The sequence below is a fragment of the Delftia lacustris genome, from assembly GCF_040267515.1.
GTDB lineage: Bacteria > Pseudomonadota > Gammaproteobacteria > Burkholderiales > Burkholderiaceae_C > Comamonas > Comamonas tsuruhatensis.
Map to the genome: position 1 here is coordinate 1,467,583 of NZ_CP141274.1, position 26,858 is coordinate 1,494,440.

The 26,858-nt window shown below is 67.3% G+C and carries 23 protein-coding genes and 3 tRNA genes; 7 read left to right on the top strand and 19 right to left on the bottom strand.

Annotation, left to right across the window (positions count from 1 at the left end; all coding sequences use genetic code 11):
* Positions 1–8 precede the first annotated feature (8 nt).
* Together U6958_RS08120 and U6958_RS08125 are read right to left on the bottom strand one after the other, a co-directional pair.
* Positions 9–926 (bottom strand): ABC transporter permease, encoded by a 918-nt coding sequence (locus tag U6958_RS08120; RefSeq protein ID WP_016445693.1) that lies wholly within the window; start codon positions 924–926, stop codon positions 9–11.
* Positions 923–1,885: an ABC transporter permease gene (locus tag U6958_RS08125; RefSeq protein WP_016445694.1), complete on the bottom strand. Its 963-nt coding sequence runs from the start codon at positions 1,883–1,885 to the stop codon at positions 923–925. The genes U6958_RS08120 and U6958_RS08125 overlap by 4 nt, the downstream gene beginning before the upstream one ends.
* Before the next feature lie 290 nt (positions 1,886–2,175).
* Here U6958_RS08125 and U6958_RS08130 point away from each other — a divergent pair, with 290 nt between their 5' ends.
* Positions 2,176–2,439 (top strand): YfhL family 4Fe-4S dicluster ferredoxin, encoded by a 264-nt coding sequence (locus U6958_RS08130; protein WP_016445695.1) that lies wholly within the window; start codon positions 2,176–2,178, stop codon positions 2,437–2,439.
* Positions 2,440–2,443: 4 nt separating this feature from the next.
* On the opposite strand, the gene pth is transcribed toward U6958_RS08130, so the two are convergent.
* From pth to U6958_RS08165, 7 genes are all read right to left on the bottom strand, one after another.
* Positions 2,444–3,067, bottom strand: a complete 624-nt coding sequence (pth, locus tag U6958_RS08135; RefSeq protein ID WP_016445696.1) for an aminoacyl-tRNA hydrolase — start codon at positions 3,065–3,067, stop codon at positions 2,444–2,446.
* A 124-nt stretch (positions 3,068–3,191) separates the two neighbouring features.
* Positions 3,192–3,821, bottom strand: a complete 630-nt coding sequence (locus tag U6958_RS08140; protein WP_016445697.1) for a 50S ribosomal protein L25/general stress protein Ctc — start codon at positions 3,819–3,821, stop codon at positions 3,192–3,194.
* 172 nt (positions 3,822–3,993) lie between these two features.
* Entirely contained in the window at positions 3,994–4,953 is a 960-nt protein-coding gene (locus U6958_RS08145) for a ribose-phosphate pyrophosphokinase (protein ID WP_026063011.1), read from the bottom strand.
* A 44-nt stretch (positions 4,954–4,997) separates the two neighbouring features.
* Positions 4,998–5,074: transfer RNA gene (locus tag U6958_RS08150), tRNA-Gln, on the bottom strand.
* Between the two features lie 29 nt (positions 5,075–5,103).
* The gene (gene ispE, locus U6958_RS08155) at positions 5,104–5,967 is read right to left on the bottom strand and encodes a 4-(cytidine 5'-diphospho)-2-C-methyl-D-erythritol kinase (protein ID WP_074921103.1); all 864 of its coding nucleotides are present in this window, start codon (positions 5,965–5,967) and stop codon (positions 5,104–5,106) included.
* A 72-nt stretch (positions 5,968–6,039) separates the two neighbouring features.
* Positions 6,040–6,552 carry an outer membrane lipoprotein LolB gene (locus U6958_RS08160; RefSeq protein WP_046240494.1) on the bottom strand — a complete coding sequence of 171 codons (513 nt, stop codon included), beginning with the start codon at positions 6,550–6,552 and terminating at the stop codon, positions 6,040–6,042.
* A gap of 44 nt (positions 6,553–6,596) precedes the next feature.
* Entirely contained in the window at positions 6,597–8,384 is a 1,788-nt protein-coding gene (locus U6958_RS08165; RefSeq protein ID WP_026062311.1) for a tetratricopeptide repeat protein, read from the bottom strand.
* 62 nt (positions 8,385–8,446) lie between these two features.
* On the opposite strand from U6958_RS08165, the gene mutM reads away from it, so the two are divergent.
* The 3 genes from mutM (at position 8,447) to mutY (ending at position 12,685) form a co-directional block, all read left to right on the top strand.
* Positions 8,447–9,274, top strand: coding sequence for a bifunctional DNA-formamidopyrimidine glycosylase/DNA-(apurinic or apyrimidinic site) lyase (gene mutM, locus U6958_RS08170; protein WP_016445702.1), 828 nt, complete (start codon positions 8,447–8,449; stop codon positions 9,272–9,274).
* Positions 9,275–9,612: 338 nt separating this feature from the next.
* Positions 9,613–11,610, top strand: a complete 1,998-nt coding sequence (locus U6958_RS08175; RefSeq protein WP_017405122.1) for a dynamin family protein — start codon at positions 9,613–9,615, stop codon at positions 11,608–11,610.
* 4 nt (positions 11,611–11,614) lie between these two features.
* The gene (gene mutY / locus U6958_RS08180; RefSeq protein WP_074921102.1) at positions 11,615–12,685 is read left to right on the top strand and encodes an A/G-specific adenine glycosylase; all 1,071 of its coding nucleotides are present in this window, start codon (positions 11,615–11,617) and stop codon (positions 12,683–12,685) included.
* 22 nt (positions 12,686–12,707) lie between these two features.
* Here the strand turns inward: mutY and U6958_RS08185 are convergent, their stop codons facing one another.
* The 7 genes from U6958_RS08185 to U6958_RS08215 form a co-directional block, all read right to left on the bottom strand.
* Positions 12,708–12,968 carry a hypothetical protein gene (locus tag U6958_RS08185; RefSeq protein WP_016445705.1) on the bottom strand — a complete coding sequence of 87 codons (261 nt, stop codon included), beginning with the start codon at positions 12,966–12,968 and terminating at the stop codon, positions 12,708–12,710.
* Positions 12,965–14,398, bottom strand: a complete 1,434-nt coding sequence (gene creD, locus U6958_RS08190; RefSeq protein WP_047326563.1) for a cell envelope integrity protein CreD — start codon at positions 14,396–14,398, stop codon at positions 12,965–12,967. Before creD ends, U6958_RS08185 begins: the two co-directional genes overlap by 4 nt.
* A gap of 124 nt (positions 14,399–14,522) precedes the next feature.
* Complete coding sequence (gene creC / locus U6958_RS08195; protein WP_074921101.1) at positions 14,523–15,983, bottom strand: two-component system sensor histidine kinase CreC; 1,461 nt, start codon at positions 15,981–15,983, stop codon at positions 14,523–14,525.
* 16 nt (positions 15,984–15,999) lie between these two features.
* Positions 16,000–16,722, bottom strand: coding sequence for a two-component system response regulator CreB (creB, locus tag U6958_RS08200; RefSeq protein WP_016445708.1), 723 nt, complete (start codon positions 16,720–16,722; stop codon positions 16,000–16,002).
* A gap of 30 nt (positions 16,723–16,752) precedes the next feature.
* Positions 16,753–17,655: an RNase adapter RapZ gene (gene rapZ, locus U6958_RS08205; RefSeq protein ID WP_016445709.1), complete on the bottom strand. Its 903-nt coding sequence runs from the start codon at positions 17,653–17,655 to the stop codon at positions 16,753–16,755.
* 4 nt (positions 17,656–17,659) lie between these two features.
* On the bottom strand, positions 17,660–19,435 hold the full coding sequence (gene recN / locus U6958_RS08210; protein WP_074921100.1) for a DNA repair protein RecN: 1,776 nt from the start codon (positions 19,433–19,435) through the stop codon (positions 17,660–17,662).
* Positions 19,436–19,437: 2 nt separating this feature from the next.
* Positions 19,438–20,334 carry an NAD kinase gene (locus tag U6958_RS08215; protein WP_016451050.1) on the bottom strand — a complete coding sequence of 299 codons (897 nt, stop codon included), beginning with the start codon at positions 20,332–20,334 and terminating at the stop codon, positions 19,438–19,440.
* 30 nt (positions 20,335–20,364) lie between these two features.
* On the opposite strand from U6958_RS08215, the gene hrcA reads away from it, so the two are divergent.
* The 3 genes from hrcA (at position 20,365) to U6958_RS08230 (ending at position 21,770) form a co-directional block, all read left to right on the top strand.
* Positions 20,365–21,369 carry a heat-inducible transcriptional repressor HrcA gene (gene hrcA, locus U6958_RS08220; protein ID WP_016445711.1) on the top strand — a complete coding sequence of 335 codons (1,005 nt, stop codon included), beginning with the start codon at positions 20,365–20,367 and terminating at the stop codon, positions 21,367–21,369.
* A 67-nt stretch (positions 21,370–21,436) separates the two neighbouring features.
* A tRNA-Ile gene (locus U6958_RS08225) sits at positions 21,437–21,515 on the top strand.
* 178 nt (positions 21,516–21,693) lie between these two features.
* Positions 21,694–21,770 (top strand) — tRNA-Arg (locus U6958_RS08230).
* A gap of 89 nt (positions 21,771–21,859) precedes the next feature.
* Here the strand turns inward: U6958_RS08230 and U6958_RS08235 are convergent.
* From U6958_RS08235 to U6958_RS08245, 3 genes are read right to left on the bottom strand one after another with little or no spacing between them, the layout of a single operon-like run.
* Positions 21,860–24,238: a CHASE2 domain-containing protein gene (locus U6958_RS08235; protein ID WP_016451076.1), complete on the bottom strand. Its 2,379-nt coding sequence runs from the start codon at positions 24,236–24,238 to the stop codon at positions 21,860–21,862.
* Positions 24,239–24,265: 27 nt separating this feature from the next.
* Complete coding sequence (locus tag U6958_RS08240) at positions 24,266–26,056, bottom strand: FecR domain-containing protein (protein WP_074921099.1); 1,791 nt, start codon at positions 26,054–26,056, stop codon at positions 24,266–24,268.
* Positions 26,053–26,766 carry a response regulator transcription factor gene (locus U6958_RS08245; RefSeq protein ID WP_016445714.1) on the bottom strand — a complete coding sequence of 238 codons (714 nt, stop codon included), beginning with the start codon at positions 26,764–26,766 and terminating at the stop codon, positions 26,053–26,055. The genes U6958_RS08240 and U6958_RS08245 overlap by 4 nt, the downstream gene beginning before the upstream one ends.
* Between the last annotated feature and the right edge of the window lie 92 nt (positions 26,767–26,858).

Below are 26,858 nucleotides of genomic sequence, written 5' to 3' on the forward strand. Positions count from 1 at the left end.
TGTCTTCCTCAGCGCTGGCGCGACAGGCGCGGGTCGAGCAGGTCACGCAGCCCGTCGCCCAGCAGGTTGAGCCCGAGCACGGACAGTGCAATGGCCAGGCCCGGCCACACGGCCAGCAGCGGGGCCTGGAACATGAGGGTCTGGGCCTCGCTGAGCATGCGGCCCCAGGAGGCCTGCGGCGGCTGCGTGCCCAGGCCCAGATAGGACAGGGCGGCCTCCGCCAGAATGGCCAGCGCGAACTGTATGGTGGCCTGCACCACCAGCACGGGCAGGATGTTGGGCAGCACATGGCGCCAGGTGATGCTGGCGCGGCCATGGCCGCAGGCGCGTGCAGCCAGCACGTATTCACGTGCCCAGACCGCCTTGGCCGATGCCCGCGTGATGCGCGCAAAGGTGGGAATGTTGAAGATGCCGATGGCAATGATGGCGTTGACGATGCCCGCGCCGAACACGGCCGTGAGCATGATGGCCGACAGCAGCGCAGGAAAGGCGAAACTGAAATCGGCCAGCCGCATGATGGCCTCTTCCACCCAGCCCCGGCAGGCCGCGGCGACCAGTCCCAGCACCACGCCCATCGACAGCCCGATGCCCACGGCGATCACGCCGACCAGGATGGAACTGCGCGCGCCCAGGAACAGCAGCGAGGCCACATCGCGCCCATAGGCATCGGTGCCCAGCCAGTGCAGGCTGCCGGGTGCGGCCAGCTTGGCATCCAGGTCCATGTCGTAGGCCGAGCCCGGCGTCCACCACAAGGACAGCAGCGCGGTGAGCAGCAGCAGCGCGGTCAGCATGGCACCCAGCATGAAGCTGCGGTGGCCCAGCATGCGCCGGCCCAGGCTGGCCGGCCTGCTGAGGGTGACCGCCCGCGTGGGCCGATGGCCCGGTGGCGCAGCGGTCGGCGAAACAGGGTTGCCTGGCTGGCTCATATGTCGCTGGCCTCGATGCGTGGATCAATGGCTGCGTACAGCACATCCACGATGAAGTTGATGACCACCACCATGGCCGCCAGCAGCAGCACGCAGTTGCGCACGACGATGAGGTCGCGGTTGGCGATGGACTGGAAGATCAGCCGGCCCAGGCCCGGCAGGTAGAACACGTTCTCCACCACGATGGTGCCGGCCAGCAACTGGGCAAACTGCAGCCCCATGACCGTGAGCACGGGAATCATGGCATTGCGCAGCACGTGGCCCCAGAGCACGGCGCGGCGCGGCAGGCCCTTGGCGCGGGCCGTGCGCACGAAGTCCTCGCGCAGCACTTCCAGCACGGCCGAGCGCGTGATGCGCGCCAGGATGGCCGCCTGCACCACGGCCAGCGAGATCGCCGGCAGCAGCAGGGCCTGCAGTGCGGGCAGGACGCCGCCGCCATCGGCCTCGCTCCAGCCTGGAAAGCCGCCTGCGGAAAACCATTGCAGCTTCACCGAGAACACCAGGATCAGCAGGATGGCGAACCAGAAATTGGGGATGGCAATGCCGATCTGCGCCAGGCCCATGACGCCCAGGTCGCCCCATCGGTTGTGGCGCGAGGCGGCATAGATGCCCGCTGCCAGGGCCAGCACGGTGGTGATGAGCATGGCCATCACGGCCAGCGGGGCGGTCACTGCCAGGCGCTCCAGCACCAGATCGCTGACCGGTGTGCTGTAGGCGTAGCTCAGTCCCATGTCGCCATGCAGCAGCCCCTGCAGCCACTGCAGGTAGCGCTGCCAGGCTGGCTGGTCCAGTCCCAGCTGCTCGGCCAGCGCCTGCACGGCCTCGGGGGCGGCATCGGGCCCCATCAGCGTCTGGGCCGCATTGCCGGGCAGCACTTCCAGCACGCCGAACACCACGGCCGAGGCGCCCAGCAGCGTGGCTGCCAGCATCAGCAGGCGCTTGAGCAGGAAGACGCTCATGGGCAGTCGGCCTTGGCACGGTGTTGGGCTGTCACGTCGGCGGAATGTGTGTGGGTGGTTCTTGGCGGGCCCGAATGGTACTGCGCACGGCCCATGCGCGCAGCATAGCGGCCTTTGAAGGTGCATCGCTCCGTGCCGATCCGGCGCGTATGCTTGCCCGTGCAGCCTTCATGCGTATGAAGGGGGCAGGATAATGGCGCAATGACTGATGCCACCTTGCTGCAAGGCCCGTTCGGGGTGCAAGGGCCTGCCCGGCCCGGAGCGTGGCGTGCGCTTGCGAGGGACCTGCCATGGCTTTGATGATCACCGACGAATGCATCAACTGCGATGTCTGCGAACCCGAGTGCCCCAACGATGCAATCTCCATGGGCGAGGAGTACTACGAGATCGAGCACAGCAAGTGCACGGAGTGCGTGGGGCATTTCGATGAACCCCAGTGCGTGCAGATCTGCCCCGTGGCCTGCATTCCCGTGAATCCCGCCCACGTGGAAGACCGCGAGACGCTGATGCAGAAATACCTGCGTCTGCAATCCCAGGCTCCCGCCGCTTCCTGATCGCTCAGCCCTTGTCGCTCTCGGCTGTGGCCGGGCGCACGGGCTTGGGGCGTGGAGGCTTGGTGGTGTGGATCAGCAAGGTCGCCTTGTCCATGTCGCCCGCCTGCAACTCGGGCCAGGCCTTGAGCGAATGGGCAATGCTGTCCTCGATCAGCTGGCGCTGGTCGGGCGCGGGCTTCTTGAGCACCCAGTTGGCGACTTCGGCCTTGTGCCCCGGGTGGCCTATGCCGATGCGCAGCCGCCAGTAGTCGGCCGAGCCCAGCTGGGCATGGATATCGCGCAGGCCGTTGTGGCCGCCGTGGCTGCCGCCGCGCTTGAGCTTGACCTGGCCTGGGGCGAAGTCCAGTTCGTCATGGACCACGAGGACCTCCTCGGGCTGGATCTTGAAAAAGCGCGCCAGCGCGCCCACCGATTTGCCGGACAGGTTCATGAAGGTCTGCGGCTCGAGCAGCCAGACACTCTCGCCACGCACGCTGGCGCGGGCCATGAGGCCGAAGTAGCTGCGCTCGGGCACCAGGTGGACCTTGAGTTCGCGCGCCAGCGCATCTATCCACCAAAAACCCGCGTTGTGGCGGGTGTCCTCATACTCCGGCCCGGGATTGCCCAGGCCGACAAACAATTTGATCATCGGGCGATTATCTCCATGGCGGCCGCAGCAGGCAGGCGATGGTGTTCACCATGCAAAAGGCCCACGCGAGGTGGGCCTTTTGCAGGTTGCGGCAGCCGCAGCCGCCGCAAGGGAAAGCCAAGAATTACTTCTTGCCCTTCTTTGCCGGAGCGGCCGGAGCCGCTGCGGGAGCTGCGGATGCATCAGGAGCCACTTCGGGCAGCTTGATGGAGATCAGGGCCGGGTTCTTGTTGGAGCCGCGCACCACAGCCTTCACGCCGTTGGGCAGCTTGACGTTCTGCAGGCCCAGGGTCGACTTGGAGGTCAGGCCGCTCAGGTCCACCTTGATGAACTCGGGCAGTTGAGCGGGCATGCACACCACGTCCAGTTCATGGATCAGGGGAGTGATGGTGCAGTTCTCGACCTTGACGGCCTGGGACTGTTCCATGCCTTCGAAGTGCAGCGGCACCTTCAGGTGAACCTTGGTCTTGTCGTCAACGCGCTGGAAGTCCACGTGCAGGATCAGCTGCTTGTAGGGGTGGAATTGCACGTCGCGCAGCACGACCTTGGAGGTCTGGCCGTTGACTTCCATGTCCAGAACGCTGGAATGGAACACTTCCTTCTTCAGGGCGTGCCACAGGGCGTTGTGATCGATCTCGATCAGTTGGGCTTCGGCAGCACCGCCGTAGACGATGCCAGGGGCCTTGCCCGAATTGCGCAGACGGCGGCTCGCACCCGTACCTTGCTTGGCGCGCTCAAAAGCGACGAATTGCATAACTAACTCCTAGATGGATGGACCGCGACCAGCCTCATCCGTTGATAAAAGAACGCCTGCCCCGTGCGGAACAGGCTGCTCTTGCGGTGTCCCGGGATGGTCCTGAAACCATCCCGGAACGCGCAAACCTCCCGAAGGAGGTTTGCTGGTTCAGACCACAGGGGCCGATATTTTATTCGGAGAACAGGCTCAGCACCGAATCGCCGGTGGAAATCCGCTGGATTGTCTGGGCAATCAGGGGGGCCACGGACAGTTGGCGGATCTTGCCGCAAGCCTGGGCTTCGGCGCTCAGAGGAATGGTGTTGGTCACCACGACCTCGTCCAGTGCACTGCCGTTGCCGATGCGCTCGATGGCCGGACCCGAGAAGATCGGGTGCGTGCAATAGGCGTAGACGCTCTTGGCACCACGCTGCTTGAGCACCTCGGCTGCCTTCACCAGGGTGCCGGCGGTGTCGATCATGTCATCCATGATCACGCAGTTGCGGCCGTCGATGTCGCCGATCACGTGCATGACTTCGGAGACGTTGGCCTTGGGGCGGCGCTTGTCGATGATGGCCAGGTCGCAGCCCAGCTGCTTGGCCAGCGCACGGGCACGGACCACGCCACCCACGTCGGGCGAGACAACGATCAGGTCTTCGTAGTTCTTCTGGCGCAGATCGCCCAGCAGCACCGGCGTGGCATAGATGTTGTCCACGGGGATGTCGAAGAAGCCCTGGATCTGGTCTGCGTGCAAGTCCATGGTCAGCACGCGCTCGACACCCACGGCCTGCAGCATGTTGGCCACGACCTTGGCCGTGATCGGCACGCGGGTGGAGCGCGGGCGGCGGTCCTGGCGGGCATAGCCGAAGTAGGGAATCACCGCGCAGATGCGCTCGGCCGATGCACGCTTGAGGGCGTCCACCATGACCAGCAGTTCCATCAGGTTGTCGTTGGTCGGTGCGCAGGTCGATTGCACGACGAAGACGTCGCGCGTACGCACGTTCTGCTTGATCTCGACGGCGACTTCTCCATCGGAGAAGCGACCCACGTCGGCTGCACCCAGCGTGGTGCCGAGGTGCTGAACGATTTCAGCGGCCATGCCAGGATTGGCATTGCCGGTGAAGACCATGATGTCAGGATGATGTGAATGCATTGAGCGCCCCAGTACGATGGGTTTGCCTTGACGCGAAAGACGTTTGGCAGGGGAGGAAGGACTCGAACCCTCGCATGCCGGAATCAAAATCCGGTGCCTTTACCAACTTGGCGACTCCCCTACACAGGCCCTCTGCCGCAGGCAGACAGCCTATAAACTCTCATCTTTGAGCCAATCCTTGAGGGGATGGGCCTGCAGATTCCTGCAAACTCTGACATTCCAGATGCCTGGGGCATTCTCGAAGTCGATTGTTTGCGTCGTTGGTGCAAATACTGCACTTCCCGAGCCCGTCATTCTAGCACGCAGTTTGAAGGACTTGAGCCAATCAATGGCTTTTTTCACTTCAGGCTGCAGCCTTTCGGCGACGGGCTGCAAGTCGTTCTGGCCAAAGCCATAGTGATCTGCAGCAAAGTCGGCGATTGTAGCATGGGCATGATCGCGCTTGAGGTCGGGGGCGCGGAAGATGGACAGGGTTTCCAGTCCCGCCTCGGGCTTGACCACCACGAACCGCTGGGGCGGCAGGGCATGGCTGTGCTCCAGCGGCGTGATGTGCTCGCCTATGCCCTCCACCCAGGCGGAGCTGCCGCACAGAAAGAAGGGCACATCTGCGCCCAGGCCCAGTCCAATGCGCTGCAGTTCGCGCCGGGTCAGGTTCAGTTGCCACAGGCGGTTCAGCGCCATGAGGGTGGATGCCGCATCCGACGATCCTCCGCCCATCCCGGCCTGTGCCGGCAGGCGTTTTTCCACGCCTATGTGCACGCCCTGGCTGCAGCCGGTGGCCTGTTGCAGCGCGCGTGCGGCCCGCATGATGAGGTCGTCGGCAGGAAGGGCCATGCCCGAGAGGTCCTCGCGGCTGACGTTGCCGTCGCCGCGCTTGTCGAAGTGCAGCGTGTCGTGCCAGTCCAGCAGCATGAAGACCGATTGCAGCAGGTGGTAGCCATCGTCTCGGCGGCCGGTGATATGGAGGAACAGGTTGAGCTTGGCCGGAGCCGGCACGTCGTGGAGCGAGCGCATGGGCTGGAGAGGATGAGAGGGATGGAGGCGGGTGCGGCGGGATGGGGGTGCAGAGGGCGCGCCCGGCGCAAATCAGGGTGTGTCGAGCACGATGCGCAGCGCTGCCGGCGGCTGCGGGTCATGGCGCCGGGCGGACAGGCGGCCCTGCTCCATGCGGGAGAGGTCGACCTGCCAGCCTGCGGCTGCGGTGGCCCGGCCCCGCAGCCAGTCGAACAGGGCAGCGATGGGCAGGTCGCTGCCCGTCAGCTCTTGCACCAGCGTGGGCAGCGAGTCCGAGGTCTTGCGGTCCTCGCCTTGCTGCAGGCTGGCCTGTCCTGGCGCCCAGAGCAGGCGCGCCAGCGTCGATCCCAGGGGGGTGAACAGCAGCAACTCGCCGCGCTGGGGGGTGCCCAGCAGCTCGAAGCCTGCGCTGAAGGATTGGTTCTGCGCATCTTCCACCTGCAGCGCCAGTCGGCCCGACCAGTGCCCGGCGGCGGCCGGTGCTGCTGCATCGGCCTGGAGCTGGCGGGGTGGCAGGGCGCAGCCGGCCAGAGTCAGCAGCGCCGTGGCAGCAGCCGTGGCGCACAGCTGCCGGCGGATGAGCATGGGGTGCAAACGATGGGGCACGGGGTGGGGCACGGCGCGGCGGCTCAAAGCGAGACGCCCAGGCGGCGCAGGGTGTCGCGCAGCGTGGTGTTGTCGGGGCTGGAGGCCAGGCCCTGGCGCCAGATCTTCTGCGCGCGTTCGCGATCGCCCTTGACCCAGAGCACCTCGCCCAGGTGCGCCGCGATCTCCACGTCGGGGCGGGAGGCGTAGGCGCTTTCAAGCAGCTTGAGCGCTTCGTCCAGGTTGCCTTGGCGGAATTTCACCCAGGCCAGGCTGTCGGTGATGAAGGGGTCGCCGGGCGACATCTCCAGCGCCTTGCCCACGAGCTTTTCTGCTTCGTCCAGATGGATGCCGCGCTCGGCGAAGGAGTAGCCCAGTGCGTTGTAGGCATGCTGGAAGTCGGGCCGGCGCGCGATGATGCCGCGCAGCAGCCGCTCCATTTCGTCATGCTTGCCGATGCGCTCCGCGAGCAGGGCCGTGTCGTAGGCCAGTTCGGCGTCTTCGGGGTCCTGTTTTTGCAGCTCGGCCTGCAGCGCATAGGCCTGGGCATTCTGATTGGCGTCGCGCAACAACTGCACTTCGGCCAGGCGCTTGAGCCGTTGCTGGCTGGGGCCGCTGGCAGGCACGGCTTCGATCAGGGCGCGCGCTTCCTTGAGCTTGCCCTGGCGTGCAAGCAGGCTCGCTCGGCGCGCCTGCACGCTCAGCAGGTTGGGGGCGTCGTCGATGCGGCGCAGCAGGGCGTCGGCCTCGTCGAACCTGCCTTGCTTTTCAGCGATCTGTGATTGCAGCAGGTAGTACTGGGACTGGCCGGCGCTGCGCGCCACGCCGGCAGGAATCTGCGGCACGAGCTTGCCGAAGCGCTCGGTGGACGCCTGAGCCGCACCCACATCGTTCGTTTGCAGCTGCAGGGCGGCCAGCGTGGCCCAGGCTTCGGCGTAGTCGGGCGAATCCATGGTGATGGAGACCAGTTGCTGCCGGGCCTCGTCCAGGCGCTGCTGACCCAGCAGCACGCGGGCATAGGCCATGCGCATCTGGGCTGACGGGTTCTTGGCCAGGTAGCGCTTGACGATGGGTTCCGCCTCCGGCATGCCGGCTTCCAGCAGCTCCATGGACAGCAGGGCCACGGGGCCTGTGTCGGGCGTCAGCGCCTGGGCCTTTTGCACGGCCTGCATGGCTGCGGCCTTTTGCCCGGCGCCCAGGCGCATGTGGCCGATGGTGGCCCAGGCCAGCGGGCCGCTGGCCGGATTGTCGGTTTCGCCGGCCATAGCCTGCTCGACCACATCGGCAGCAAGGGCCTTGTCGCTGGCGTTGTTGTAGAGCTGGGTGATGCCCAGATAGGTGGCAGGCTTGGACGGAGCGGGCGTGGCCTCGATCTCGCGCTTGAGATAGCTGCCGGTATCGGCGATGCGGTTCAGCGCCACCAGGATCTGGAGCACGAAGCGGTTGGCATCGCGTGACTGGGGAAAGGCGTCCAGCCAGGCGCGGGCATTGGCCAGTGCGCGCTCACCGGAGCGCGACTGCAGCGCCAGTTCCGTGCCACGGCGGTACAACTGCTCGCTGCCGCTGGTGCGCGCAGCCTCCATCATCATGGCCTGGGCATCGCCCAGCGCGCCTTCGCTGGCAGCGATTTCGCCGACCAGGATCTCGTAGAACAGTTCGGCGTTGAGCGCTGCGCGCTCCTCTTCGGCAGACGCGGCGGCGGACGATGGAGGTTCCGGGGATTCCGTCTCGATGGTGGCTGCGGTCTTGCCAGGCAGAGCCCAGGCAGTGGCGGAACCCATGGCCAGGGCTGCTGCCACGGCGAGTCCCTGAAGGCGAAGGCGATGATCCATCGAATCATAATAATCGAAGCCTCGGCCCGCATTTCGCACAACCTCAGTACAACCCGGATCGCATGCCCGAATTGCCAGAAGTAGAAGTCACGCGGCGTGCGTTCGCCTCGCAGATCGCCGGAGCGCGCATTGAATCCGTGGCGCTGGGCAAGCCATTGCGCTGGCCTCTGGGCATTGCCCCCGAGCTTCTGACCGGGCGCGAGGTGCACAGCGTGCGCCGGCGCGGCAAGTACCTGCTGATGCAACTGAGCGAAGGCCTGCTCATGCTGCATCTGGGCATGTCGGGCAGCCTGCGTTTCGTGGCGCCGCACGAGCTGCCGCTGGGTCCGGCGGGCGCGCATGACCATTTCGATCTGCACACCAGCAAGGGCCAGCTGCGCCTGCACGATCCGCGCCGGTTCGGTGCGGTGATGTATGTGCCGGCCGAGAACGATCCCTGGGCGCGCAGGCTGCTGGACCATCTGGGAATGGAGCCGCTGGATGACAGCTTCCTGTTCGAGACCTTCAAGGCCGGTCTGAAGGCCAGCCGTACGCCCATCAAGCAATTGCTGTTGAGCGGCAGCGTGGTGGTGGGCGTGGGCAATATCTATGCGTCCGAAGTGCTGTTCATGGCACGCATTGCGCCCACGCAGCCGGCCTGCGAGGTGGGGCCGCGCAAGGTGCGTCGGCTGTTCGAGGAGATTCGCCGCGTGCTGGAACTGGCGGTGGAGCAAGGAGGCACGACGCTGCGTGATTTCTCGGCGCCCGACGGCATGGCAGGCCACTTCCAGCTGCAGGCCAAGGTGTATGGCCGCGAGGGCCAGCCCTGCACGCATTGCGGCTCGCCCATACAGCTGCTGCGCCAGGGCCAGCGCAGCACCTACTTTTGCGCGCGGTGTCAGAAAGCGTGAGATTGCCTCAAAAAGAGGAGCGAATTCTCAACGTCTCGTAACGCTTGTGGAGGCCAGTCTGCGCGAGATTCATATCGGGTCTGTGCGGGAGGCTCACATTTCTGAAAAATCGCCCCTCAGCCGCGCTGGATTGATGGTGAAATATTGTTTCATTTGTAAATAAACGATGTTTTGCCCTGAATCCCCCCGTTCCAGGGGCCGGCCTTGGGGCGCAGCTGCGGGCAAAACGGGGCGACGGTGCTATATTTTGATGAGAAAAGGCATCACGCTTGCGGCGCAATGTCGAGGCGATCACTAAGCATCGGCAGGCATTGGCGATGCAATGGCGGGGGAAACACGTGGGACCATCATTCAACGAGCAATTCGACCAGCACGGCGCATGGCGCCGTGGCTTTGCGCAGCAATTGCATGCGCTGCGCGAATGGTTGCAGTCCCAGGAGCTGCTGGATGTCGCTGTGCAGGAGCGGCTGCAGCGGCTGGAAGCCCAGGTGCGTGGCGACAAGGTCATGGTGGCCTTCGTGGCCGAGTTCTCCCGCGGCAAGTCCGAGCTGATCAACGCAGTCTTCTTCGCCCACTACGGCCGCCGCCTCATGCCGGCCAGCGCAGGTCGCACCACCATGTGCCCGGCCGAGCTGGGCTGGGAAGCCGAACTGCAGCCCAGCCTGCGCCTGCTGCCCATCGATACGCGCGAATCGCTGGAAAGCCTGGGCCAGTGGCGCGCCCGGCCCGAGGCCTGGCTGCAGCTGCCGCTGGATGTGAACAATGCCCAGCAGATTGCCGACACGCTGGCCAAGGTGGCCGAGGTGCGCAAGGTGTCGGTGGATCTGGCGCGAACCTGGGGCTTCTGGCATGACGATGACCAGGGCGGCAATCCCTTCGTGGATGAGCAGGGCCTGGTGGAGGTGCCCATGTGGCGCCACGCGCTGATCAACATGCCCCATCCCCTGCTCAAGCAGGGGCTGGTCATTCTGGATACGCCCGGCCTGAATGCCGTGGGTGCCGAGCCCGAGCTGACCGTCAACCTCATCCCCCAGGCCCATGCCGTGGTCTTCGTGCTGGCGGCCGATACCGGCGTGACCAAGTCCGACCTGGCCATCTGGCGCGACCATGTGCTGCCGCCCGATGCGGCGTCGGGCCAGCAGGCACTGGCCGATTCGCGTCTGGTGGTGCTCAACAAGATAGATACGCTGTGGGATAGCCTCAGCTCCGCGACGCAGGTGCAGGCCCAGCTGCAGCGCCAGCGCCAGGAATCGGCCCAGATGCTGGGCCTGCCTGTGGAGCGGGTGTTGCCCGTGTCGGCACAAAAGGGCCTGGTGGCCAAGGTCTCCGGCAACGAGGCGCTGCTGCAGGCCAGCGGGCTGCCCATGTTCGAGAACATGCTGGCCGAGGGCATCATGGGCCAGCGCCAGAAGGTGCTGCAGACGGCTGTCAGGGCCAATGTGCAGCAGTTGCAGGTCGAGGTGGAGCGCGTGCTCAATATCCGCCGCCGCGACCTGGACGACCAGATGGCCGAGCTGCGCAGCCTGCGCGGCAAGAACGCCAGCGTGATTGCCTCCATGCGCAACCGCATCGAGAGCGAGCAGCGCGATTTCGATGCCAGCGCCGCCAGGATCCAGGCCGTGCGCCTGGTGCACATGCGCATGCTGCGCGACATCTTCCGCCAGCTCGGTTCCAGCGCGCTCAAGCAGGAACTGGTCGATCTCAAGGAGGCGCTGGAGCAGCGCGGCCTGAAGCTGGGCGCGCGCAAGGTCTACGCGGAAACCTTCGAACGCCTGCGCACCGTGGCGACCCGGGCCCAGGCGCAGGCCGGCGAGATCCAGTCCATGCTGGGCGCGACCTTCAAGGAACTCAATGCCGAGTTCGGCTTCTCGCTGCAGGCTCCTGCGCAGCTGGAGCTGACCGAGTTCGGCGGCGACCTGCAGCGCATCGAGGCCAGCTACACCCAGTACCTGGGCCTGGGCCACGCGCTCAGACGCAGCAATCCCGCGTTTGCCCAGCGGCTGATCAAGGCCCTTGCCATGCGTCTGCGCACGGTCTTCGAGTCTGCGGCCAACGACGTGGACATGTGGAGCAAGTCCGCCACGGCCCAGCTGGATGCCCAATTGAAAGAGCGCAAGCGCAGCTTTGCCCGCCGCATCGAAGCGGTGGACCGCATCCAGAATGCGGCTTCGGGCCTGGTCGAGCGCATTGCCGAAATCGAGGCCGCCGACGAACAGCTCACGGCCTTGCAGCTGCAGCTGGGACAGGCCACCATGGAACTGCTGCAACCCCTGTCGCCCACGCCCGCCTTCCCCGGCCTGGCAAAGGCTGCACAGGAAACTTCACTGACTGCTTGATATCTTGACCTTTCCCTCGATTGCCACGCCCGTCGTGCAGTGGCAGGCGTCGCATGGACGCAATCACCTGCCCTGGCAGCAGACGCGCGATCCCTACCGCGTCTGGCTCTCTGAAATCATGCTGCAGCAGACCCAGGTGAGCACCGTGCTGGGCTACTACCAGCGCTTCCTTGATGCCTTTCCCGATGTCGCCAGCCTCGCGGCCGCGCCGCAGGATGCCGTGCTGGCGCTGTGGAGCGGCCTGGGCTACTACAGCCGCGCGCGCAACCTGCACCGCTGCGCCCAGGCCGTGGTCCAGGAGTGGGGTGGTGCCTTTCCACGCAGGGCCGAGGATCTGGCCACGCTGCCCGGCATAGGCCGGTCCACGGCCGGCGCCATCGCGTCCTTTTGCTTTTCCGAGCGTGTGCCCATCCTCGATGCCAATGTGCGGCGCGTGCTCACGCGCGTGCTGGCCTTCGATGCCGATCTGGCCGTGGCCAGGAACGAGCGCGAACTGTGGGACCTGGCCCAGCAGCTGTGCCCCACCGAGGACCTGCAGCAGGCCATGCCCCGCTATACCCAGGGCCTGATGGATCTGGGTGCCACCATCTGCACGCCGCGCAAGCCCAGCTGCCTGGTCTGTCCGCTGCAGCCGCAGTGCCGGGCGGCCCGCTTCGGCAATCCCGAAAACTACCCCGTGCGCACGCGCAAGCTCAAGCGCAGTTCCGAGGCCTGGTGGCTGCTGATCGCCGTGGACGGGCAAGGCCGCGTCTGGCTGGAGCGCCGCCCGCAGCAGGGCATCTGGGCGGGCCTTTATGCGCCTCCCGTGTTCAATGAACGCGAGGCGCTGGAGCAGGCCGCCGCACGGCACTGGCCCGCCGCACGATCCGCCGACTGGACCGAGCTGCCGGCTTTCCTGCATGTGCTCACCCACCGTGATTTGCATCTGCATCCGGTGCGCGTGTCTGTCCATGGCAGCGGCCCGGATGCTGCCATGGCAGACGGCCGGGGCTGCTGGGCCGATGCCAGGGCCTGGGCCGACATGGGCCTGCCGGCCCCGGTGCGCAAGCTGCTGGATGCGCAGTTTGCGGGCTGAAGCCCAAGGCCGCCGCGTCTTCCTAGAACGTGCGGCGCGGCAGGAGCAGGGCGCAGCGCAGCAGCATCCACGCCAGCCATTGTTCACGTGCGCCCGGCTTGCGCCGTGCGCGTGCGGCGGCCTCGGCAATGTGCAGACGCAGGCTGAACAGGGCCTGGCGGTCGCCCCTTTGCACCGCCTGGTGCCAGGCCTGCTCGCAGCGCTGGCGTTCCAGCGCCTGATCGAGCGGGCTGCGCACGCCGGGCACATCGGCCGTGCCAGGGGTGTCGGTGAGGACGTTCATGGCTGCAGCGCTCCCACGGTTGGGCGGGTGCCTGCGTCTGCATCGCCGCGGTCGCCATCCTGCCGGCCAAAGGCATACCAGTCCACATGCCGTGTGCAGACCATGATCAGGGCCAGCACGGCGAACAGCGCGATGGAGCCCACGATGAGCGCGCTTTGCTCCAGCTGCAGCAGCACATACAGCAGGCCGTAGAGCGAGGCGATTCCCGCAGCAAACGGCAGGCCGCGCTGCAGGCTGCCCAGGATGTGGCTGGCGTAGTAGGCCAGCAGCAGCACGCAGGCCGAGGCAGCAATGCCGTAGGCGCTGGCAAATCCCATGTGCTCCGACAGGCTGATCAGCAGCAGGAAGAAGCTGCACAGCGCCGATCCCACCAGCAGGTACTGGATGGGGTGCACGCGCAATTGCTTGAGCACCTCGAACAGGCCGACGGCCACAAAGGTCAGCACCACGAAGAGCAGGCCGTACTTGGTGGCCCGGTCGCTCAGCGAGTAGGCGTTGATGGGGTCCACGAAGTCGGTGTCCAGCGACTCCAGGCAGGGGCCGCTGCTGGGCGCGTGCGCCGTGGCGGCGTATTCCTCCATGTCGCGGCGGCCTGGCTGGCACAGCGGCTGCTGGTCGGTGAAGGCCTGGCGCGCGGAAGAGGCCAGTGCCGAGAGATTCCAGCTGGCGTTGAATCCCTTGTCGCTGACTTCACGCCGGTTGGGCAGGAAGCTGCCGCCGAACGAGGGGTGGGGCCAATCGGCCGACAGCTGGACCTGGCTGTGGCTGCCCAGCGGCACGAAGGCCAGCTTTTCGGTGCCCACCAGTTCCAGGGCAATCTTCAGCTCAAGGGGCTCGTCCTTCTTGAGCAGGGCAGGCGCCAGCTCCGCCTGCAGGCCTTGCGAGTAGCGTTCCAGCGAGGTGCCGGGTCCCACGTCCAGGCTCTTGCCGCCGGCCTCGATGGTGGCCGAGCGTATGCCGCGCGGATCGGTCAGCGACAGCGCCACGCGCAGTGCGCCGCAGCGCACGGCCTGGTTGGCTGCCGCTTCGATGGACGGCTTTTCCAGGTACTGCGCGGCATGGGTGAAGCTGGCGCTGATGCTGTCCTGCATGGCGTAGGTGCTGACCTGGTGCAGGCCGCGCGAGCGCTCTTCCATGCGTGCCGTTGCCTCATGGCGCAGTTGGTCGGGCAGCAGCATGCGCTGGAACTGGCGCGTGGTCCATTCCGTCTTGCTGCCCTTTTCTATGCCGGTGGTCTCGGTGCAGTTTTGCACCAGCACCGGTCCCATCAGCGTCTGGCGTCCGGCCAGGCTGGCGACCACGCCCTGCACGGCGTTGTCGCGGTTGCGTATGCGGTCGCGCACCACGTCATGTACCAGGCCCAGGCCCAGCATCAAAAGGCCCAGCATGACCAGCAGGGCCACGCCTTTGGCAAGCAGTCGGTTCTTCATTCCACATCCCGTTCGTTGATCGTGGACGCAGTCTGGGCGGGGGCTGTGTGGCCGGAATGAAGTCTGTGAAGTGAAGGTGAAGTCGGGTTCGCGCCTCCAAATCCGAGTGAACAGGCCCTGGCGGTCAGGGTGCCCGCAGTGGCCAGTTCAGCGTGACACGCAGCCCGGGCTGGGCGTTGGTGGCCTGCATGCTGCCGCCGTGCAGCAGCATGATGCGCAGCACGATGGACAGGCCCAGTCCTGTGCCGCTGCGCTCCCCGTTGGGGCGGGGGGTGGTGAAAAAGCGTTCGCCCAGCCGGCCGAGTAGCGCCTCGGGAACACCGGGGCCGTGGTCGCGCACGCTGACGCGGCCGGGCTCCAGGTCCACGTGGATGCTGCTGCCCTCTGGGGCGAAGTCGATGGCGTTGCTCAGCAGGTTGCTGAGGGCCAGCACCACCAGGTCCTGCTCCCAGGGGCCGCTGCTGTCCTGGCCGTGCAGCACCAGCTGGATGCGGCGCTGGTGCGCAGCGCTGTGGACTTGCGCCATGGCCTGTTCGGCACAGGCCTGCAGGCTGCAGGCCGTGTGCGGGTGCAGGGCGCGGCGCTGCTCCAGCTGGCTCAGGCGCAGCAACTGGTCCACGAGGTTCTGCAGGCGCTGGCACTGGTCCACCACCTGGCGCGCGAACAGCTCGCGGTCGGCGGCGGGCAGGTCTTCCTGCAGCAGCTCGCCTGCGCCACGGATGGCGGCCACGGGGCTCTTGAGTTCGTGCGTGAGGGCGCGCACATAGCCCTCGATGTAGTCGCGCCCCTCCAGGCGGCTGCGCATGTTCTCCATGGCACGGGCCAGTTCGCCCAGCTCGCCGGGCATGCGTGGCGCCTCGGGCATGGGCGGGGCGGTGGTGGGGGAGGCGGCCTCGTTGAGCGTGGGCGCCTGTACCTGCTGGGCATAGCTGCGCAGGCGCCGCACATGGATGACCAGCCACCAGGTCACGGCAAAGCCCACGCCGGCCGACAGCAGGAGGAACAGCAGGCCGCCGCGCAGCATCTTGCTTTCCGCGCTGTCAACGATCTTCTGCACCGAGTGCGCGGGCTTGGAGGCCGTGAGCACGCCCGCAATGCGGCCTTCCACCATGATGGGTGCCGACACATACATGACGCTGCTGGCCTCGTCGTTCTGTACCTCGCGCGTGGTGCGTGCGCCGTATTCGCCGCGCAGCGTGCGGTGCACGTCGCGCCAGCGCGAGTAGTCGGCGCCCTGGTCCAGGCCGGCCGAGTCGAACAGCACCAGGCCTTGCTGGTCGGTGATGGTGACGCGCATGTCCAGGCTGGTCTTGCGCGTGTCCCAGATCCAGACCTTGACGGTCTGGTTGGCATAGGCCTGCATGTGGTGCGCGAAGCGGCTGTCCGCGGGGCTTTGCTGCAGCACGCCGCTGGCCATGTCGTCGCTGGCCAGCGCGGCCAGGGCGTAGGCGGTTTCGACCAGCGTGTCCTCGGTCACCTTGCGCACGCTGGGCTTGACCTCGACCATGAAGACGCGCAGCACGAAGAATGCGGCCAGGCCGTTGATGACGAAAAAGGCGAAGAACAGCCGCAGTCCGAGGCGCATGGCGTGCGGCGGCGCGTCAGCCCGGCAGCGTCAGGCTGTAGCCCATGCCGCGGTGGGTGGTGATGAAGTCCTGCTGCGGCACCTGGGCACGCAGCTTGGCGCGCAGGGTCTTGACGTGGGTGTCCACGGTGCGGTCCGTGCTGTCGCTGTCCTGGCCCCAGATGCTGTCGAGCAGGAACTCGCGGCTCAGGATGCGTCCGGGGCGCTCCAACAGGCAGCGCAGCAGCTGGTACTCGCGCCGCGTCAGCTCCAGGGGCACGCCCTGCATGCGCACGCGCTGGCCTTGCGTATCGATGCTGAACAGGGCATCTGCCGGCGGCGCTGTGCTGGCTGTGGGCGCGGGCTGCAGGCGCTGCGCACGGCGCAGCAGGGCGCGGGTGCGGGCCACCAGCTCGCGCGGGCTGAAGGGCTTGGTCAGGTAGTCGTCGGCGCCCAGCTCCAGGCCCAGCACGCGGTCCATTTCCTCGCCGCGTGCGCTGAGCACCAGCAGCGGCACGGCGGCGCCGGCCTGGCGCAGCTCGCGGCACCAGTCCAGGCCGTTGCCATCGGGCAGGCCCACGTCCAGCAGCAGGGCATCGGGCGGCTGCGCCTGCCATTGCGCGCGTGCATCGGCCAGCTGCAGGCAGTGGCGCACGGCGATGCCGTCACGCTCCAGCGCATAGCAGACGGTGCGCGCGATGGCGGGGTCGTCCTCCACCAGCAACACGCGCGGGGCGTTCGTCATCGGCATGCCTTGCATCGCAGTACTCCGGGAGCGGACCCTGGCGCTTCAGATGTCGTGCGCAAGCAGGTCGGCAGGCTTGGGGGTGGGCCGGCTGTCCAGCGAGCGGTGCCGGCACAGCGTGGGCCAGCGCGGGGCGAAGTGCCGCGCCAGTTCCTCGACCAGGAAGACCGAGCGGTGCTGGCCCCCCGTGCAGCCGATGGCCACGGTGACATAGCTGCGGTGGTTGCTGGCCATCATGTCCAGCCAGGACTCCAGGAACTGCTGGATGTCTCGGCGCATCTGGTCCACGCCGGGCTGCTGGCGCAGGAACTCGGCCACGGGCGCGTCCATGCCGGTCAGCGGGCGCAGCTGGGGTTCGTAGTGCGGGTTGGGCAGCATGCGCACATCGAACACATAGTCGGAATCCGAGGGCAGGCCGTGCTTGAAGCCGAAGGACTGGAAGACCAGGGTCATCTGGCCCACCGGGGCCGCAATCAGCTCCTTGATATAGCTTTGCAGCTGGGACGAGCGCAGGTGGCTGGTGTCGATGACATGCGATTTCTCGCGCAATTCGCCCAGCAGTTCGCGCTCGGTTTCTATGTCCTGCACCAGGGCGCGGCGGCCCTCGGCGACAGGCCCTTGCGACAGAGGATGGCGGCGCCGCGTTTCGGAGAAGCGCCGCACCAGGGTGCCCGTGGTGGCGTCCAGAAAGACCAGGTGGGGCACGACACCCTGGCGCTGCAGCCGCTCCAGCTGCCCGGGCAGGTGGGGCAATCCCCCGGCGCTGCGCGCATCCATGGCGATGGCCACCTTGTTGCTGTGGCGGCCGTGCTCCAGTTCGACGAAGGCGGACAGCAGCTCGGGAGGCAGGTTGTCCACGCAGTAGTAGCCGGCATCCTCCAGCGCATGCAGGGCGACGGATTTGCCCGATCCGGACATCCCGGTGATCAGCACGATCTCAAGCGACATGGCATCAGCCTCCATTGGTGTTGCGCGCGCCGTTGGCCGCACGGCCCGGCTTGGGCCGGGTACGCTGCGCGTCGGCCTGCGGCCGCTGCCGGCCGGGCCTGCGCGGCGCCGGGCGGGGCGGGGGTGCCTGGCGCGCCATGGCCAGCATTTCGCGGGCATGGGCCATCGTGGTTTCGGACTGGCGCTCGCCGCCCAGCATGCGGGCCAGCTCTGCCTCGCGCGCGGTGCTGTCCAGCGGCTGCACGGTGCTGAGCGTGCCTTGCCGTGCGCGCTGCTTGGCCACCAGATAGTGGTGGTCGGCACAGGCCGCGACCTGCGGCAGATGGGTGACGGACAGCACCTGGCGCGATCGGCCCAGCGCATGCATGAGGCGGCCCACGGTCTCGGCGACGGCGCCGCCCACGCCCGAGTCCACCTCGTCGAAGATCAGCGTGCCGGCCTCGCCCAGCTCGCTGGTGGTCACGGCAATGGCCAGCGAAATGCGCGACAGCTCGCCGCCCGACGCCACCTTGGCAATCGGCTTGGGGCTGGCTCCAGGATGGCCGGCGACCAGGAAGGCCACGCTGTCCACGCCAAAGGCACCAGGGGAGTCGGCCGTGGACAGGGCGGCCTCGAACAGGCCGCCTTCCATGCCCAGGCCCTGCATGGCCTGGGTGATGGCGCGCGACAGGCGCGGCGCAGCCAGGGCGCGTTGCTGCGACAGCACCCGGGCGCTGGCCTGGTAGTGCTGCTGCGCGGATTGCTCTGCAGCGTGCAGGGCCTCGATGTCCACGGCGGCGTCCAGCTGCTGCAGCTCCTGGCGCCAGCCGGCCAGCAGTGCCGGCAGCTCATCGGGCGTGCGGCGGTAGCGGCGCGCCAGCTGCATCCACAGCGACAGGCGCGCATCCAGCTCGGCCAGGCGTTCGGGGTCCAGGTCGGCGCGGCGCAGATAGGCCTGCAGCGAATGGCGCGCATCCTGCACCTGGGCCGTGCACGAGGCCAGCACGTCTGCGATGTTCTGGAACTCGGGCTCCAGGTGTTCCTGGTTCTGTATCAGATGGCTGGCACGGCCCAGCGGAGTGATCACGCCGGCCTCGTCGTCCTCCAGCATCTGCAGCGTGGTCTGGGCGGTGTCTATCAGGGTCTGGGCATGCGACAGGCGCGTGTGCTGGGCATTGAGCTCGTCCCACTCGTCGGCCTGCGGGGCCAGCTTGTCGAGTTCGGTGATCTGCCACTGCAGCCGTTCGCGTTCGCGCTGCAGGCTGTCCTGGGCGGATTGCGCATGCTGCAGGGCTTGTCGTGCCTGGCTCCAGCGGCTCCAGCAGGCCTGGACCTCGCGGCTGTCTATGCCCGCATAGGCGTCCAGCAGCGCGCGTGCTGCGTCGGGTCGCGTGAGGCTTTGCCAGGCATGCTGGCCGTGGATGTCGATCAGCTGCTCGCCCAGGGCGCGCAGCTGCGTGGCCGTGGCCGGCGTGCCGTTGATCCAGGCGCGGCTGCGGCCCTGGGTGTCCACCGTGCGCCGCAGCAGCAGGCTGTTGTCCTCGCAGGCCAGGCCTGCCGCCTCCAGCCAGGGGCGCAGCCGCGCGCAGCCGTCGAACTCCACGCAGATATCGGCTTGGGGGCAGCCTTCGCGCACCACGTCGGCGTCGGCGCGGGAGCCCAGGGCCAGCTGCAATGCATCGATCAGGATGGATTTGCCGGCGCCGGTCTCGCCGGTCAGCACGGTGAAGCCCGCATGCCAGTCCAGATCCAGGGCCTGCACGATCACGAAGTCGCGCAGCACGATGCGCTTGAGCGCCATGGTCAGGCGCCTCCCTCGTTCCAGCCCAGTTTCTTGCGCAGCGTGGCGAAGTAGTTCCAGCCCTTGGGGTGCAGAAAGCGCACGCTGTGGTGGGCGCGGCTCACGAGGATGCGGTCGCCGTGCTGCAGCGAGGCCAGCGACTGCATGTCGAAATTGGCGCTGACATCGCGCCCGGCCACGACTTCGATCGTGACCTCGTTGGCATCGGACAGCACGATGGGGCGATTGGACAGGTTGTGCGGCGCAATGGGTGCCATCACCCAGGCGGGGATGGACGGATGCATCATCGGCCCGCCGGCGGACAGCGCATAGGCCGTGGAGCCCGTGGGCGTGGCCACGATCAGGCCGTCGGCGCGCTGGTTGGAGACAAAGCGGCCGCCGACCTCGATGCGCAACTCCACCATGCCGGAGGTGCCGCCGCGGTTGACCACCACGTCGTTCATGGCCAGGGCCTCGAACACGCATTCGCCCTCGCGGATCACGCGGGCGCACATCAGGGGACGCAGGTCCTCTTCGTACTCGCCCTGCAGCATGGGCGTGAGCGTGGCCTCGAAGTCCTCCAGCGCGATGTCGGTGACAAAGCCCAGGCGGCCCTGGTTCACCCCGATCAGGGGCGTTCCGTATTGCGCCAGGTGCCGGCTCACGCCGAGCATGGTGCCGTCGCCGCCGACGACCAGGCCCAGGTCGCAATGCCTGCCCAGGCCATCGACATCGAGGGTGGGGTAGTCTGTGAGCCCTGCGTGCAGGGCCGATTGGGTATCAAGCACGACTTCGCAGCCCTGGCGCCTGAGGAAGTCCGCAATGCGCTCGAGCGCGTTGCTGGCATTCTCGGACGGGGCGCTTGCGCTGGGAGCGTGGTACTTCCCGATCAAGGCAACGTGGCGAAACGTGGACGTCATTTCTGGAAATTACATCATTAAAATCATCACATGCTCGACGAACGTGCCAAGTTGTTGCTCAAAGCGCTGATCGAGCGTTACATCGCTGACGGCCAGCCTGTGGGCTCGCGGACCCTGTCGCGTGCGTCGGGGCTTGAATTGTCGCCTGCCACGATACGCAATGTGATGGCTGACCTCGAAGACCTGGGGTTGATCATCAGTCCGCACACCTCGGCCGGCCGCATTCCGACCGCCCGGGGCTACCGGCTGTTCGTGGACACCATGCTCACGGCGGACCGTGCAGATATCGTGACGCCCGAGCTCGTGCCCGAGCAGCCGCAGAAAGTCATCGCCAACGCCGCCAATCTGCTGTCCAGCCTTTCCCAGTTCGTGGGCGTGGTGCTGGTGCCTCGCCGTACCTCGGTGTTCAAGCACATCGAATTCGTGCGACTGTCGGAGCGGCGCTTTCTGGTCATCATCGTCTCGCCCGACGGTGACGTGCAAAACCGCGTCATCTTCACCGACGTGGATTACTCGGCCTCTCAGCTGATCGAGGCATCGAACTTTCTCAACAGCCACTACGCAGGCCTGGCCATGGAAGAGGTGCGCGAGCGCCTCAAGGGCGAGGTCGAGCTTTTGCGCGGCGAGGTGGCCACCCTCATGCAGGCAGCCGTCAACGTGGGCACGGAGGCCATGACCAGTGCCCAGGAGGACGTGGTCATCGCGGGCGAGCGCAACCTGCTGTCGGTCAGCGATTTCTCCAGCGACATGGGCAATCTGCGCCGCGCCTTCGACCTGTTCGAGCAAAAGACCCAGATCCTCAGGCTGCTGGATTTCTCCAGCCAGGCCGAAGGTGTGCGCATCTACATCGGGGGCGAAAGCCAGGTCGTGCCCTTCGAGGAGCTGTCCGTGGTCAGCGCGCCCTACGAGCTCGATGGCAAGGTGGTGGGCACGCTGGGCGTGATCGGCCCCACCCGCATGCACTACGACCGCATGATCCAGATCGTGGACATCACCTCCAAGCTGGTCAGCAACGCGCTGAGCCACAAGCGCTGAGCCGCGCAGGTTAGGATCTACAATAGCCGTTTGCCATGGCGTGCATCCGCGCTGCCTTGGTGAATCAGGGGCCTTAGCTCATGCTTGGTTAGAGCAGCGGACTCATAATCCGTTGGTGCCCAGTTCGACTCTGGGAGGCCCTACCATCCATTGGTATGAAAAAGCCTGCCGCCTTTCCGGGCGGCAGGCTTTTTTGCTGGGAGCGACGCTGCCGGCTGGCATGGCTGCGCCTGGCTGCCATTGAATGCGACTTCCAGGTTTTTTGCAGAAATATGGCGCTTTTGCCTGGAAGCTCCAAAACCCGCTGCTACAATGCGAAGCGTTGCGGCTGTAGCTCAGCTGGATAGAGTACTTGGCTACGAACCAAGGGGTCGTGGGTTCGATTCCTGCCAGCCGCACCAAAAAACGCAAAGCCCTGAAGTTGAAAGACTTCAGGGCTTTTTCGTTTTCACGGGCCATCCGCTGGGATCCGCTGGGATGACACCCCCGGTCAGGCTTGCTGCGCCTTCGGCAGCACGATGCTGAAGGTGCTTCCCTGGCCTGGCGCGCTTTCTATCTGCAGCTGCCCGCCATGGCGGGCAGCCACGGTGCGGACAAAGGCCAGCCCAAGGCCTGCGCCGTCCAGGTGCTGATGGTGGTCCAGGCGCTCGAAGGGCTGGCTCAGGCGGGCGACGGCCTGCGCATCCATGCCGGGTCCGTGGTCCCGGATGGCGATGCGGCAATGGCCGGCGTCCTGCAGCAGCAGGCATTGCACCGTGGCGCCGCTTGCCGGTTGCCCGTGCGCTCCGTACTTGATGGCGTTGCCGATCAGGTTGACGGCTGCGCGGTGGAGCATGCCCGGGTCGCCCAGCACGGGGCATTCCTGCTCGGGCAGGCTGAATTCCAGCTGCACATGGGCGGCGCTGGCCTGGGCCCAGCAGCTTTCCACGGCCTGGTCCAGCACCAGGCCCAGGTCCAGCTGCTGCTGGCGCAGCGCCTGCTGCTGGGCACGAGCCAGGTGCACGAAATCGTCGGCCAGCTGCAGGGAGGCCTGGGCATAGCCTTCGATGCGCGGGAGCAGCATGCCCAGGTCGGGCGCTTGTACGGAACCACGCTGCATCTCCAGCAAGGTGATGATGGATGCCACGGGCGCCCGGATGTCGTGCGAGATGAACTGCATGGCCTGGTCGCGCTGGGCCTGGGCGCTGCGCAGATCGCTGATATCGACCAGGGTGATCAGCCAGCCTGCGGTGGGCGGAGCCTCGAAGGCCTGGACCAGCAGCATCAGGCTGCGGCCGCGACCGTCGCGCCCCTCGCTGCTGAGCGGCAGGCCGCCGGCGGCAAGCGCCCTGGCCGTGAGCAGCGGGCTGCCGGCTTGCGGGCCGGGCGCCGTGTCCAACGCCTGCAGGCCATCGAGCAGCCTGGGAAGGGAGTCGCCAGCGCGCAGGTCGTGATCCAGGCTGCGCGCATAGGCATGGGCCGCGGCATTGGCCAGCAGCACATGGCCCTGGCGGTCGCAGACAAAGGTGGGCGAGGGCAGCTGGCGCAGGCTTTCGCTGACGAAATGGTGCAGGGCGCGCAGTTGCCGCGAAGCCTGCTCGACGGCGGCAATGCGCTGGTCCAGCAGGTCGCCGCCCAGGCGCAGCGCGGTGGGCAGGCCCTGGCCCTGCAGGTCTCGCAGTTCCAGCGCCAGAAAGCGGGCGGCGGCGCGCAGGCGCAGCCAGCTCCACAGCGGATAGGCCAGGGCCAGGCCCAGCAGGGCTGCGGCAGGGGCCGTCTGCACCTGCCAGATGCGTGGTGCCAGCCCGGCCAGCGACAGGCAGGCCAGGGCCAGCAGCGCGCAGGCCAGCATGCCGCCCGAAGGGCCCAGCCAGGCCAGGGCCAGCAGGGCCAGCAGCACGGCTGCGGTGTTGAGCGCACGGTCCAGCCCCGCCGAAGCGCGGTGTACGTGCGAGCCCTGCAGGCTGCCGTTGAGCACATGGGCCAGCATTTCCACGCTGGAGATGGGGCGCGCGCTGGCACCCAGCGGTGCGGTGAACTGCGCTCCCAGTCCGGCAGCCGTCGTTCCTATGAGCACGTATTTGCCGCGAAATGCCGCAGCAGGAATGCGGCCGCGCAGCACGTCGATGTACGAATAGGTGGTGAAGGGCGAGCGGTCACGCGCGCCCTGCTCGGGCCTGGCCTGTGCGAAGGCAATGATCTCCCGCTGGCGGCGCTGCCATGCGGGTGTGCCGGGGTCCAGCGGCGGCACGGGTTCGGGGCGGGCGCATGGGCGGCCGTGCTGGCCCACGCAGTGCAGGGCCAGCGCCATGTGCCACCAGGGCTGCTGCGCGCTGCCTTCAATGGCATGGAAGCTGCGCACGGCGCCGTCGGAATCCACGGGCAGCTGGGTGTGGCCCAGCGCTGCCGCAGCCTGTGCAAAGGCCGGCAGCGGATCCGTACCCGGCGCCACGGGCAAGGCGGTGCGGCCGCTGCGCTGCAGGACGCGCGCCAGCAGCAGATCATCGCCTGGATAGTCCAGATCTTCTTCGCTGAGCATCACGTCCAGGCCGATGGCGCGCGGCGGGGCCTGGCTGATGCGCTCCAGCAGGCCCGCGTGCAAGGCACGCCTCCAGGGCCAGCGGCCTATGGCGTCGATGCTGGCATCGTCGATGGCCACGATGACGATGTCCTGAGATGCCTTGGGGCGGTGCAGCCAGCTGGCCGTGTCCTGCACCAGTCCGTTGATGCGCTCCAGCTGCCCGTCACCGCTGAGCCAGAACACCAGGGACAGCAGTCCCGCCGCCAGCAGCAGCCAGTCCCGCCGCAGCCCCCGGCCACGCGCGGGCGCCGGCTGCACCTGCTGCGCCGGCGTGGCGGGACTGTCAGGCGAAGGCGGCAGGGTGGACAAGCGTGGTCAAGGATTGAACGGGTGCGGTTACTGGCGCTGCAGGCGCTCTCCGCTGCCCGATTGCATCATCTCGCCGCTGGCATCGACGATCCAGCTGCCGGTGCGGAACTGGCGTGCGGCCGAGAAATCGCTGCGCAGGCCGTTGGCGTCCTCGATCTGCAGCCGCAGGTAGTAGCTGCCTGCGGGCAGGTCCTCGGTGCTCCATTGCGGCTGGTCGGTCCAGAGGTCAACCAGCGGCGCGGTGAACTCCTGGTCGCGCGCCACCATCACGTGGTAGCGCTGGCCGGGCTCGCCACTCCAGCGGATCTGGCGGCTGCCCTCGGCGGGGCCGTCGCCCATCTGCAGCGCGCTGGCCGAGGGCTGGGGCGGCACGGCCGCCAGCTGCATGGCCTGGGCTGCGGCGAACGGGCCCTGGTCGGGCTTGCCGTCGGCCAGCGTGCGGATGCTGGCGGCGCGCCAAAGATAGCGGCCGGCCGGCAGCCTGGCCAGCGCGGCTGCGGGCAATGTGCAGTCGTTCAGGTCGCGCGCGTCGATGGCAGGTTCGGCAAAGCCGGCCTGGGCATCGGCAGAAACGACCTGGATGCGGTAGCGCACGGCGCCCACCACCTTGGTGCACTGCATGCCGGCGCGGCCCAGGCCCACGGTGGCGTCGGCCTGCGGTGATTCGTACAGCGGCGGCACGGGATGGGCCTTGACGCGCAGGGCGCGCCGGCTGGCTGCACCCGGAATGCCCTGGGCGTCGATGCCGCGCAGGGACAGTACATAGTCGCCATCGTCCACGCCTGCCAGGCGCAGCGGTGAGGCCGTGGCCTGGAAGCTGGCGCTGCGCAGCACCTGGGTCATGTCCGCGTCGCGCGACAGCTGCAGCTGGTAACGCACGGCGCCGGGCAAGGCCGGCAGGGGCAGGCTGATCCAGTTGGCGTCTTCCGCCAAGGCGGGCCAGGCGGTGATGTCGGGCGCACCCAGCATGGGGCGGGGTTGGCCGACGCGGCCGTCTGCCGCCACGGCCACGCCCTGGCCGGGGTGCAGCAGCGCATCGCCGGAAGGTGCGCCAGAGGCGTCCGAGCCCACGGCGACCGTGCCTTCATCGACGGCGGCCGCTGTCCTGCCTGCCGCATCGGTCTGCACCAGGAAACGCGTGCCCCGCACGCTGGTCGATGCCGCAGGCGTGCGCACTTCGAAGCGGCGCTGGGCATTGCCCTGCTCGGGGGGGACCGAGGCCTCCACGCTGCCTTCTCGCAGGTCGATCACGGACTGCAGGCTGCCGGCCCGGCCCTTGCGGCGCATCTGGCGCAGCAGGACATCGGACTGCGACTGCACGCGCACCAAAGAGCCATCGGCCAGGCGCACGGCCACAAAGGCGTCCGGCGCAAGCTGCAGTCGATCGCCTTCCTGCAGCGTCTGTCCCTTGCGCAGGACCTGGCCTGCGTCTTCGGCCGAGCCGCTTTGCGTGTCGGCCAGATGGTCGAGCGCGCGTGTGCTGCGCGCATCGCCCTGCACGAATTCCACGGAGGCCACGGCGGCGCGCAGCAGGCGCACGGGAATCTCCAGCACGGAGCCGGGCCGCAGGCGATACGGGTTGGCCACGCCGTTGTGCTGCTGCAGCTGGGTCCACTGGCGTGCATCGCCCAGGTAGCGGCTGGCCAGCTGTTCCAGGGTGTCGCCTGTGGCCACGCGGTGGGCGAGCATGTCGCCGCCGCTGGCGGCGGGTTTGATCTGGGCCTGTGTGGCGGCAGCGCCCAGCAGGGCCAGGCTTGCCAGCAGGCAGGCCCGAGCGACGGGCCCGCGCAGGCTGGCGGCGAGCAAGAGTCTGTTCATGGTGTTTGAGGTGCCGCCTGCAATGCCTCGTCAGGCACGTCCAGGCGGTAGCCGTAGCCGTACACGGCGCTGATGGCGTAGGGCTGACCGGCGCGCAGGTTCAGCAGCGCGCGCAGGCGCGAGATATGTGTGTCCAGCGAGCGTGACTGCACTTCGGCGTTGTGGCCCCACACGGCTTCGCGCAGGTGTTCGCGCGACAGCAGGCGGCCCTGGTTCTGGAACAGCGTCAGGGCCAGTGTGTATTCGCGGTGCGTCACCTCGATGGGCTGGCCATTCATTTCCAGGCTGTTGGTGGTGGTGAGGAACCGGAAGGGGCCGAACTCCAGCACGCTTTGCGTGTTCACCGGATAGGCGCGGCGCAGCAGGGCGGCCATGCGCGCGCGCAACTCGCCGTGGCGCACGGGCTTGACCATGAAATCGTCTGCGCCGCAGGACAGGCCTTCGACGATGTCGGCCTCTTCGCTGCGGTGGGTGATGATGAGGATGGGCAGCTCACGGCTCACATGGCCGCGCGTCCACCGCACCAGGTCCGTTCCTTCCATGTCCGGAAGGTGCCAGTCCACGATCAGAAGGTCGAAGCTCTCGCGGCGCAGTTCCAACTGCAGGGCCGAGCCCGTCTGGTAGGTGTGGCAGCTGTGGCCCGTCTCCAGCGCAACCTGACGCAGCATCTCCAGTTGCAGCGGATCATCGTCCAGAGCAGCGATACGCATCCCAATGTCCTTTCACGCAAGCGCCAGAATCCCGGGCGCAGGGCTTGCGGGCAAGACTGCCCGCAAATATGCGGTTTCTCAAGCGAAGCTTA